Here is a 10,167-nt window from a genome sequence, read left to right on the forward strand (position 1 = left end):
GATGGGTGTGGAACGCGCCGGCGACGCTCAGCGGCATCAGCCGGGCCTTGGCAGGGGGCTCGGCGGCGAGTGCGTCGAGCTGCTCACGGGTGCCGGCGGCGACGATCTGGCCGGGACCGTTGTCGTTGGCCGGCGTGAGGCCGTGCTTGTCGAGCGCGGCGAGCACCTCGTCGCGGTCGCCGCCGAGGACCGCGGTCATGCCGGTCGGGGTGACCGCGGCGGCGCGCGCCATGGCGTTGCCGCGCTCGCGGACCAGGACCATCGCCTGCTCGGCGGTGATCACCCGGGCGCCGGCCGCCGCCGCGATCTCGCCGACGCTGTGGCCGGCGACCGCCCCGATCTGCTCGAACGCGTCGGCCGGGTGGGGGAACAGCTCGAGCGCCGCGACCAGCCCGGTGGCGACCAGCAGCGGCTGGGCGACCTTGGTGTCGCGGATCGTCTCGGCGTCCGCCTCGGTGCCGTAGTGGGCGAGGTCCAGGCCGGCCACCGTCGAGAGCCACTCGAAGCGGGAGGCGAAGGTCTGGTCCTCGAGCCAGGGACGGAGGAAGCCGGGCGTCTGGGCGCCTTGGCCGGGGGCGACGATCACGAGCACCCGTCCACTCTGTCGGGAAGTCGGTCCCGACCTCGCCTCCGGCCCGCACGAATCGGGCGCCGTTCTCTTGTCGGGTTCCTACAAATGGGGGCTCAGCCCCGGCTCACGCGCCGCGACCCGACTGCCGGCCGAGGACCAGCGCGATCTCGAGGGTGAACGCGTCCCGCGGCTGGCCGGGGGAGGAGCCGGTGATCTCGGCGACCTGGCGCAGCCGGTAGCGGACGGTGTTGGGGTGCACGAAGAGGGCCCGTGCGGTGGCCTCGATCGAGGAGCCGTGCTGGAAGTACGCCGCCAGTGTCTCGATCAGGGTGCCGCGGGCGTGCACCAGCGGGAGGTAGACCTCCTCGACCAGGTGCCGGCGGGCGTGGCCGTCGCCGGCGAGCGCGCGCTCGGGCAGCAGCTCGGCGCTGCGCACGGGCCGCGGCGCCTCCGGCCAGCCCGCCGCCGCGCGGTGCGCCGAGAGCGCAGCGCGAGCCGACACGTGCGCCTGCGCGAGGTCGGTGGTGACCGGGCCGACCACCACCGGGCCGCGTCCGAAGAGGTCGCTGACGACCGTCGCCGCCTCCCGGGCGTCGGTGACGCCGCCGAGCAGGACGACCATGCGATCGCCCTGGACCGCGCACAGGGCGTCCATCCCTGCCGCGCGCGCCGCCCGGCGTACGTCGTCGAACGTGTCGGACTCGCTGCGGGCGTCGGGCACGCTGCCGAGCACGACCGCGACGTCGCCGCGGGCCGCCCAGCCCAGGGCGCTGGCGCGCGACAGCAGCGCCTCGTCGGCCTCGGAGCGGAGCACGGCGTCCACGACCAGCGCTTCGAGGCGGGCGTCCCAGGCGCCGCGCAGCTCGGCGGCACGCGCATAGACCTCCGCGGTCGCGAAGGCGACCTCGCGGGCGTAGCGGAGCACCGCCGCCCGGACGTCGGCGGCGTCCTCGGGCTCGAGGAGCTGGTCGACGTTCGCCTCGACGACCTCGATGGACAGCCGCACCAGGCCCACCGTCTGCTGGAGGTCGATGACACCCGCGAGCGCGCGCGGCGCCGCGCCGAAGACGGACGCGACCATCTCGTTGGACCCGGGCGCGGGCTGGTCGACGGACTGGCGGTACCAGTCGACGAACCCCCGGATGCCGGCCTGCACGATCATCCCGACCCAGGACCGGTCCTGCGCGCTCAGCTCGCGGAACCACGGCAGGTCCTGCTCCATACGGGCCGTCGCGGCCGTGCTCAGCGCCCCGGTCGCCCGTTGGAGGGCGTCCGCCGCGCGCCGGTGCGGGCCGACGGCCTGCCGTGGAGTCACACCCGGACAGTAGTGGGACGCTCGCCGCCAGGTAAAACCCCGGTAAATCAAGGAGATTCGCGTCGGAAAGTGGGTACCCGCGTGGTTGAATCGCGACTCACGTCCGGCGGGACGTCCCTCGCGAGGTCCGAGTCAGGAGGCAGCGTGGTCAGCACCGGGCACGACGTGCAGTTCGTGACCATCCACGGTCACCGCCGCGCCTTCGTGAAGGTAGGCCGCGGGCCAGCCGTGCTGCTGCTGCACGGTCTCGGCTGCGACCACACCACCTGGGAGCCCGTGATCGACGCCCTGAGCCGGCGTTACACCGTGATCGCGCCCGACCTGCTCGGCCACGGGCAGTCGGACAAGCCGCGTGCGGACTACACGCTCGGCGGCTACGCCAACGGGATGCGCGACCTGCTGACCGTGCTCGGGATCGACAAGGTCACCGTGATCGGCCACAGCTTCGGTGGCGGGGTCGCGATGCAGTTCGCCTACCAGTTCCCCGAGCGCACCGAGCGGCTGATGCTGGTCGCCTCCGGCGGTCTCGGCCCCGAGGTCTCGCCGGGCATCCGCGCGATCAGCACCCCCGGGTTCCACCAGGTCATGGGGGTGCTCACGCTCCCCGGCGTACGTCACCTCGGCATGGCGGGCCTGCGGGCGGCGTCGCGGTCGGGGTGGAAGATCACCCACGACCTCGACGAGGTCGCCGACATCTTCGACACCTTCAAGGACGCCCAGGCCCGGCACGCGATCCGGCACGTCGTGCGTGCCGTCGTGGACTGGCACGGGCAGATCGTGACGATGGCCGACCGCGCCTACCTCACCGAGGAGATGCCGATGTGGGTGGTGTGGGGGCGCGACGACCGGGTGATCCCGGTCCGCCACGCCAACAACGCCGCCGCGCTCGCCCCCAACGCCCGCGTCGAGGTGATCCCCGACGCCGGCCACTTCCCGCACAAGGACCACCCGCACCGGTTCGCCCGGATCGTCCAGGACTTCATCCGCACCACCGAGCCGGCGACGTACTCCCGCGCGCGGTTCCGGGCGCTGCTGAAGTCGGGCGGCAACGCGCCGCGGCTGCGGGCGGTCTCCTCGGACTCAGCCTGAAATCACGTTGACCCGCCCGAAACTTTCGGGCGGGTCAACGTGGATGCGGCGAGGACTAGGCGTCGCCGCCCTCCTGCTTCACGCCGGCGACCGCGGTGGGGTCGTCGATGCGGTACTTCGCGAACGCCTCCTCGACCTTGGAGCGGTCGATCTGGCCGGCGTCGGCGAGTGCCTGGAGCGCCTGCACGACCACCGACTGGGCGTCGATGTGGAAGAACCGGCGGGCGGCGGGGCGGGTGTCGGCGAAGCCGTAGCCGTCGGCGCCGAGGACGCGGTAGTCGCGCGGCACCCAGCGAGCGATCTGCAGCGGCACGGCGCGCATGTAGTCCGAGACCGCCACGACGGGCCCGTCGACGTCCTTGAGCTTGTCGGTGACGTACGGCGTGCGTGGCTGCTCGCTCGGGTGGAGCAGGTTCCACTCCTCCGCGGCAGCGCCGTCACGGGCCAGCTCGTTCCACGAGGTGACCGACCAGGTGTCGGCGCTGACGCCCCACTCCTCACGGAGCAGGCGCTGTGCCTCCTTGACCCACGGGAACCCGACGCCGGAGGCGAGCAGCTGCACCCGCGGGCCACCGGGCTCGCCGGCCCCGACGTGGTGGATGCCGCGCAGGATGCCGTCGACGTCGACGTCCTCCGGCTCGGCCGGCTGCTCCACCGGCTCGTTGTAGACGGTGAGGTAGAAGATCACGTCCTGGGCGTCCTCGCCGTACATCCGCTCGAGACCCGAGCGCATGATGTGCCCGATCTCGTAGGCGAACGCGGGGTCGTAGTGGACGACCGCCGGGTTGCTCGCCGCGAGCAGCGGGGAGTGCCCGTCGGCGTGCTGGAGGCCCTCGCCGGTCAGCGTGGTGCGGCCGGCGGTGGCGCCGATGAGGAACCCGCGCGCGAGCTGGTCGCTCATCGCCCAGATCGAGTCGCCGGTGCGCTGGAACCCGAACATCGAGTAGAAGATGAAGAACGGGATCATGTGCTCGCCGTGCGTGGAGTACGCCGACCCTGCGGCGGTCGCGGACGCGACGCCGCCGGCCTCGGAGATGCCCTCGTGGAGCATCTGGCCCTGCGCCGACTCCTTGTAGGAGAGCAACAGTTTGCGGTCGACCGAGGCGTACTGCTGGCCGCCCGGGTTGTAGACCTTCGCCGACGGGAACATCGCGTCCATGCCGAACGTGCGGTACTCGTCGGGCGCGATCGGCACGATGCGCTTGCCGATCTCGGGGTCCTTCATCCAGTCCTTGAGCAGCCGGACGACGGCCATCGTCGTCGCGACGGTGTGCTTGCCGGATCCCTTCTTGAGGTCGGCGTACATGTCGTCGCCCGGGAGCGTCAGGGGCTTGGCCCGCACGACGCGCCGCGGGATCGAGCCGCCGAGCTGACGGCGGCGCTCGAGCATGTACTCGATCTCGGGGGCGTTCTCCCCGGGGTGGAAGAACGGCGCCGCGCCCGTCTCCTCGTAGGTGCGCTCCAGGTCGCGGTCGGAGATCGGCAGGTAGAGGCGGTCCCGGAACTTCTTGAGGTCGTCCTGGGTCAGCTTCTTCATCTGGTGGGTCGCGTTGCGGCCCTCGAGGGCGTCGATCGTCCAGCCCTTGACCGTCTTGGCCAAGATCACCGTAGGCTGGCCGACGTGCTTGGTCGCGGCGTCGAAGGCCGCGTAGACCTTGCGGTAGTCGTGGCCGCCGCGCGGCAGCTTGCGGATCTGGTCGTCGCTCATGTGCTCGACCATCTTGCGCAGCCGCGGGTCGACGCCGAAGAAGCTCTCACGGACGTAGTCGCCGGACTCGACCGAGTAGGTCTGGAAGTCACCGTCGGGGGTGGAGTTCATCCGGTTGACCAGGACGCCGTCGACGTCACGGGCCAGCAGCTGGTCCCACTCGCGACCCCACACGACCTTGATGACGTTCCAGCCCGCGCCGCGGAAGTTGGCCTCGAGCTCCTGGATGATCTTGCCGTTGCCGGTCACCGGGCCGTCGAGCTGCTGGAGGTTGCAGTTGACGACCCAGACCAGGTTGTCGAGCTCCTCGCGGGCCGCGACGCGGATCGCGCCGAGCGACTCGGGCTCACCCATCTCGCCGTCTCCGAGGAACGCCCACACGCGCTGGTCGCTGGTGTCCTTGATGCCGCGGTTGTGCAGGTAGCGGTTGAAGCGGGCCTGGTAGATCGAGTTGATCGCGGTCAGGCCCATCGAGACCGTCGGGAACTCCCAGAACTCCGGCATCAGCCGCGGGTGGGGGTACGACGACAGCCCGGCGTGCGGGCCGTGCTGGACCTCCTGGCGGAACCGGGAGAGCTGGGTCTCGGTCAGCCGGCCCTCGAGGAAGGCCCGGGCGTACATGCCGGGGGAGGCGTGGCCCTGGATGAACACCTGGTCGCCACCGCCGGGGTGGTCCTTGCCCCGGAAGAAGTGGTTGAAGCCGACCTCGTAGAGGCTGGCGGAGGACTGGTAGGTCGCGATGTGGCCGCCGACCTCGAGCCCCTTGCGGTTGGCGCTGGAGACCATGACGGCGGCGTTCCACCGGATGAACGCGCGGATGCGGCGCTCGGTGTCCTCGTCGCCCGGGAACCACGGCTCGCGCTCGGGCGGGATCGTGTTGATGTAGTCGGTGCTGCGCAGGGCGGGGACGCCGACCTGCATCTCGCGGGCCCGCTCGAGCAGGCGCAGCATCACGTAGCGGGCGCGCTCGCGCCCGCGCTCGTCGACCAGTGCGTCGAAGGAGTCGAGCCAGTCGTGGGTCTCGTCCGGGTCGATGTCGGGCAGCTGGGTCGGCAGGCCTTCGTGGATCACGGTCGGGATCGTGCCGCTCCGCTTGCTGTCCGTGCCGGAAGTGGGGGTTGGGTCTTCGGTCACCCGCCCATCGTCGCACGCGCCTGGAGAGCGGTGAATTTACCCGCGGGTAGTGCCATGCTGTGGTCGTCGCCGGGTCGGGCCGCGGTGGACACGGGTTGCGTGGCCACGGTCTTCTCCGGTGGACTACTCCCCAGTTCCGACTTCAGACCCAGACATGGAGGCAGCACTTGAGCGCGACCCCGGGTGGCGGGTCCACCCAGACAGACGGACCTGCGACGGGCCCGGCCGACCGCCTGGGCCTGAAGGCCGGAATGGTCGTCCAGGAGCTGGGCTGGGACAACGACACCGACGACGAGCTGCGCGCAGCGATCGAGGATCGCATCGACGCCGACATGGTCGACGGCGACTACGGCAACGTGGTCGACGCGGTCCTGCTCTGGTGGCGCGACGAGGACGGTGACCTCGTCGACGGACTCGTCGACGCGTTGACCGACCTCGTGGGCGGCGGCGCCATCTGGCTGCTGACCCCCAAGGTGGGCCGGCCCAACGCCGTCGACCCCGCGGACATCGCCGAGGCCGCGCCGGTCGCGGGCCTCTCGCAGACCACGACGGCCGCGGTCAGCAAGGACTGGTCCGCGACCCGGCTGCTCGCACCCAAGACCCCGGCCTAGCCCGCCTCCGTCGCCCGGGGCCGGGCGACCCGGCGTATCCCGGGTCACTCGCCCGGCGCCGAGACCAATGGGCCGGCCGGTCGTTGCACCGGACGACCCCACCCGTCCGACCGTCAGGAAGTGTCGCTCCGTGCTCCAGGATGTGCTCCAGAAGACCGTCGCCGGAGCTGCGGCGACGGGCACCACGCTCAAGGTCCTGGGGCAGGCGGGAGTCATCCGACCGCACCGCCCGGTGGCCCTCGCACGGGTGGTCAAGGTGCTCCGCGACTGGGGGACCGGCCCCGCGGGCGGGTTCACCGCGGCCGCGCTGCTCGACCCCCGGCGTACGGCGCTCGTCGACGAGCTCGGATCGCTGACGTTCGACGAGGTGCACCGCCGCTCCAACGCCCTCGCGCGGGCCTTCGCCGACCTGGGCGTCTCCGAGGGCGACAGCGTCGCCCTCATGTGCCGCAACCACCGCGGCTTCGTCGACGCCAGCATCGCCACCGCCAAGCTCGGCGCCGACATCCTCTACCTCAACACCGCCTTCGCCGGACCGCAGCTCGTCGAGGTCCTCGAGCGGGAGCAGCCGGTGCTCGTCGTGCACGACGAGGAGTTCACCGGCCTGCTCGCCAAGGCACACGTCGGCACGTCGGTCCTCGCCTGGACCGACGCCGACGGCGACGCCACCGGGTCCGACCCCACCCTGGAGTCGCTGATCGCCGATCAGAGCGACGACGACCTCGACCCGGCCGGGCGGCACGGGCGGATCGTGATCCTGACCTCGGGGACCACCGGCACCCCGAAGGGCGCCCCGCGCAGCGAGGCCGGCATCGACGCCGCGGTGTCGCTGCTCTCGCGGATGCCGCTGCGCTACGGCTGGCGCACCCACATCGCCGCACCGCTGTTCCACACCTGGGGATTCGCCCACCTCGCCCTGTCGATGCTGCTCGGCTCGACGGTGGTGCTCCACCGGCGCTTCGAGCCCGAGAACTGCCTGCGGATCACGCAGGACGAACGCTGCGACTCACTGGTGGTCATCCCGGTGATGCTCCAGCGGATGATGGCGCTCCCCGAGGAGACCCTGCGGCGCTACGACCTCTCGCGCGTCAAGGTGGTGGCCTCCTCCGGGTCGGCGCTGCCGGGCGACCTCGCCACCGACTGGATGGACCACTTCGGCGAGAACCTCTACAACATCTACGGGTCCACGGAGGTCGCCTACGCCTCGATCGCGACCCCGCGCGACCTGCGCGAGGCACCGTCCGCGGCCGGGAAGCCGCCGTACGCCACGATCGTGAAGATCCTCGACCCCGACGGGCGGGAGCTGCCGCCGGGGGAGAGCGGCCGGATCTTCGTCGGCAACGGACTGCTCTTCGAGGGATACACCGGCGGGGGCCACAAGGAGGTCGTCGACGGCTTGATGTCCACCGGCGACGTCGGCCGCTTCGACGAGGACGGACGGTTGCACGTCGAGGGACGCGACGACGAGATGATCGTCTCGGGCGGGGAGAACGTGTTCCCCAAGGAGGTCGAGGACTGCCTGATGCGCCACGACGCCGTGGTCGAGGTCGCCGCGGTCGGCGTGGACGACGCCGACTTCGGCAAGCGGCTGCGGGCCTTCGTCGTCGTCAGCCGCTCGACCCCCGAGGACGAGCTCAAGGACTGGGTCAAGGAGAACCTCGCCCGCTACAAGGTGCCGCGCGAGATCGTGTTCCTCGACGAGCTGCCCCGCAACGCCACGGGCAAGGTGCTCAAGCGCGACCTCGACGCCGACTGACGCCGACTGACGCTGACTGACGCCGACTGACGCCGACTGACGGGCCACGGCTTCCCCGCCGACACCCGGGTGAGCGCTGTCCCCGGCGGGTGCGAGGATGGCGGTATGACGACCTCGCGGACCGGACTCGAGCTCGGCGGTCTGGCGCCCGACTTCACCCTGCGCGACCAGTTCGGCCAGGACGTGACGCTGTCGTCGTTCCGGGATCGCAAGGCGGTCGCGATCTTCTTCTACCCCTTCGCGTTCTCCGGGGTCTGCACCGGCGAGATGACCGGGATCCGCGACCGGCTCGCCGAGTTCATGACCTTCGAGACCGAGGTGCTCGGCCTCTCCTGCGACCCGGTCTACGCGTTGCGCGCCTTCGCCGACCAGGACGGCATCAACTTCCCGCTGCTCTCCGACTTCTGGCCCCACGGCGAGGTCGCCCGCGCCTATGACGTGTTCGACGACGCCAAGGGCTGCCCGCGGCGGTCGTCCTACATCATCGACCGCGACGGCCGGGTGCGGTGGTCGGTGCACAACGCGATGCCCGACGGCCGCGACCTCGACGAGCACCTCAAGCAGCTGCTCGCCGCGGTCTGAGGCTCGACCTGCGAGCCGGTCTAGACCGGACCGGGAGAAATCCCCGGGAATTCACCCGTTCGGGCGACACCCCTTGAGTGCGCCTCTACAGTTGACCTTGTTGAACCGCAGGTGACCCGAGACGCCTGCGGTTCAACTCTATTTCGGGCCAGTTCAGTCGCGGGCCGCCGTGTTGCGTAGTGTGTGCCCCGCTCCCGAGGCCTCCCGGGCCGTCGAGGGCGTGTCGGGCGTATAGCTCAGCGGTAGAGCACCTCCCTTACAAGGAGGTGGTCGGGGGTTCGATCCCCTCTGCGCCCACCACCGGCCCACCGCCGGCCACCGCGCGCGACGCGAGCCCGAGCGCCGACCTGTCCAGACGGCCCGTGCTCATCGGTGCCAGCCGTTAAGGACCTGAGCACTTCCGCCGAAGAGAACCTCGTCAGGATGACATCGGCGTGTGCACAGGGAGGTGGCGGCCATCGCGAGCGAGTCGGTCCCGGGTGGGACCATCGTCGTGGGCGTGGACCAGACCCCGGCCGCGGCCGAGGCCCTGGCCTGGGCGATCCAGGAGGCCGTCGACGAGGAGACGCCCCTGACCCTCGTGCACGGCGTCGGCGCGGCGCTGTCGTCGTGGGTCGACTTCCAGACCATCGACTTCCGCGACGTCATCGACGCGACCACCGCCACGGGTCGGGAGGTCCTCGACGCGGCGCAGGCCGAGGTCGACCGGATCGCCCCGGCCGTCGAGGTGCGCCACGTGCTGCGGCTGACCGACCCCCACCAGGCCCTGCTGGACCTCTCAGACGACGCGGCGATGCTGGTCGTGGGCTCGCACTCGACCGTGGCCCAGGACGACTCGCTGATGTCCTCGGCGCTGGGGTTCGTCAAGGCCCGCGCCGGGTGCCCGGTCGTGGTCCCACGGCTGCGGCGGACCCCCGGCGTCGGGGTGGTCGTGCTCGTCGACGGCTCACCGGAGTCGCAGTCGATCCTCGCCTACGCCTGGGGTCAGGCCGACCGGCGGGACCTCCCGCTGACCGTCGTGCACTGCCTGCCCGACCCGCCGCCCGACCCCTTTCCGCGCGACATCGCACTCATGGACGCGACGGCTCGGATGGAGGCCAGCCTCGGACCCTCGCTCCTCGGGTTCGAGCGACTGCTGCTGAGCGACCTGGTGCGGGACATGCGCTCGCGCTGGCCCGGGGTCGACGTGCGGCTCGTCGTCGAGGACGCGGCGATCGACCAGTGGCTCCACCGGGCACGGCGGCACGCCGACCTGCTCGTGGTCGGCGCCCGGCACTCCCGCCGGCTCTCCGAGCTCGTCATCGGCTCCTCCGATCCCGAGGAGGTCCAGTGCGTCACGGTCGTGCTGCCGCTCGAGGACCGGATCGAGCCCGACGCCGACGCACTGCGGGTGACGGTCGC

8 protein-coding genes and 1 tRNA gene are annotated in these 10,167 nt (G+C 71.5%); 6 read left to right on the forward strand and 3 right to left on the reverse strand.

What is annotated here, in order from left to right; all coding sequences use genetic code 11:
- Positions 1 to 592: ACP S-malonyltransferase (locus Q0L15_RS05810; protein ID WP_296602896.1), on the reverse strand; the 592-nt coding region annotated here is incomplete at its 3' end.
- Between the two features lie 103 nt (positions 593 to 695).
- A complete protein-coding gene (locus Q0L15_RS05815) occupies positions 696 to 1,886 on the reverse strand; it encodes a CdaR family transcriptional regulator (RefSeq protein WP_296602898.1) in 1,191 nt (396 codons plus the stop codon).
- Between the two features lie 144 nt (positions 1,887 to 2,030).
- On the opposite strand from Q0L15_RS05815, the gene Q0L15_RS05820 reads away from it, so the two are divergent.
- Complete coding sequence (locus Q0L15_RS05820; RefSeq protein ID WP_296602899.1) at positions 2,031 to 2,975, forward strand: alpha/beta fold hydrolase; 945 nt, start codon at positions 2,031 to 2,033, stop codon at positions 2,973 to 2,975.
- 55 nt (positions 2,976 to 3,030) lie between these two features.
- Here Q0L15_RS05820 and aceE read toward each other — a convergent pair whose 3' ends face one another.
- A complete protein-coding gene (gene aceE, locus Q0L15_RS05825) occupies positions 3,031 to 5,763 on the reverse strand; it encodes a pyruvate dehydrogenase (acetyl-transferring), homodimeric type (RefSeq protein WP_296602907.1) in 2,733 nt (910 codons plus the stop codon).
- Positions 5,764 to 5,984: 221 nt separating this feature from the next.
- On the opposite strand from aceE, the gene Q0L15_RS05830 reads away from it, so the two are divergent.
- The 5 genes from Q0L15_RS05830 to Q0L15_RS05850 all read left to right on the forward strand — a co-directional run.
- A complete protein-coding gene (locus tag Q0L15_RS05830; protein ID WP_296602901.1) occupies positions 5,985 to 6,428 on the forward strand; it encodes a DUF3052 domain-containing protein in 444 nt (147 codons plus the stop codon).
- Positions 6,429 to 6,558: 130 nt separating this feature from the next.
- A complete protein-coding gene (locus Q0L15_RS05835; RefSeq protein WP_296602902.1) occupies positions 6,559 to 8,184 on the forward strand; it encodes an AMP-binding protein in 1,626 nt (541 codons plus the stop codon).
- Positions 8,185 to 8,289: 105 nt separating this feature from the next.
- The gene (locus tag Q0L15_RS05840; protein WP_296602903.1) at positions 8,290 to 8,766 is read left to right on the forward strand and encodes a peroxiredoxin; all 477 of its coding nucleotides are present in this window, start codon (positions 8,290 to 8,292) and stop codon (positions 8,764 to 8,766) included.
- Positions 8,767 to 8,991: 225 nt separating this feature from the next.
- Positions 8,992 to 9,066: transfer RNA gene (locus Q0L15_RS05845), tRNA-Val, on the forward strand.
- Positions 9,067 to 9,265: 199 nt separating this feature from the next.
- Positions 9,266 to 10,167: universal stress protein (locus Q0L15_RS05850; RefSeq protein ID WP_296602905.1), on the forward strand; the 902-nt coding region annotated here is incomplete at its 3' end.

It is taken from the genome of Nocardioides sp. (genome assembly GCF_024509035.1).
Taxonomy (GTDB): domain Bacteria; phylum Actinomycetota; class Actinomycetes; order Propionibacteriales; family Nocardioidaceae; genus Nocardioides.

Bases quoted from the DNA above. Each gene is read 5' to 3' on its own strand.
- Q0L15_RS05840 (WP_296602903.1), top strand. From the start codon at position 8,290: ATGACGACCTCGCGGACCGGACTCGAGCTCGGCGGTCTGGCGCCCGAC.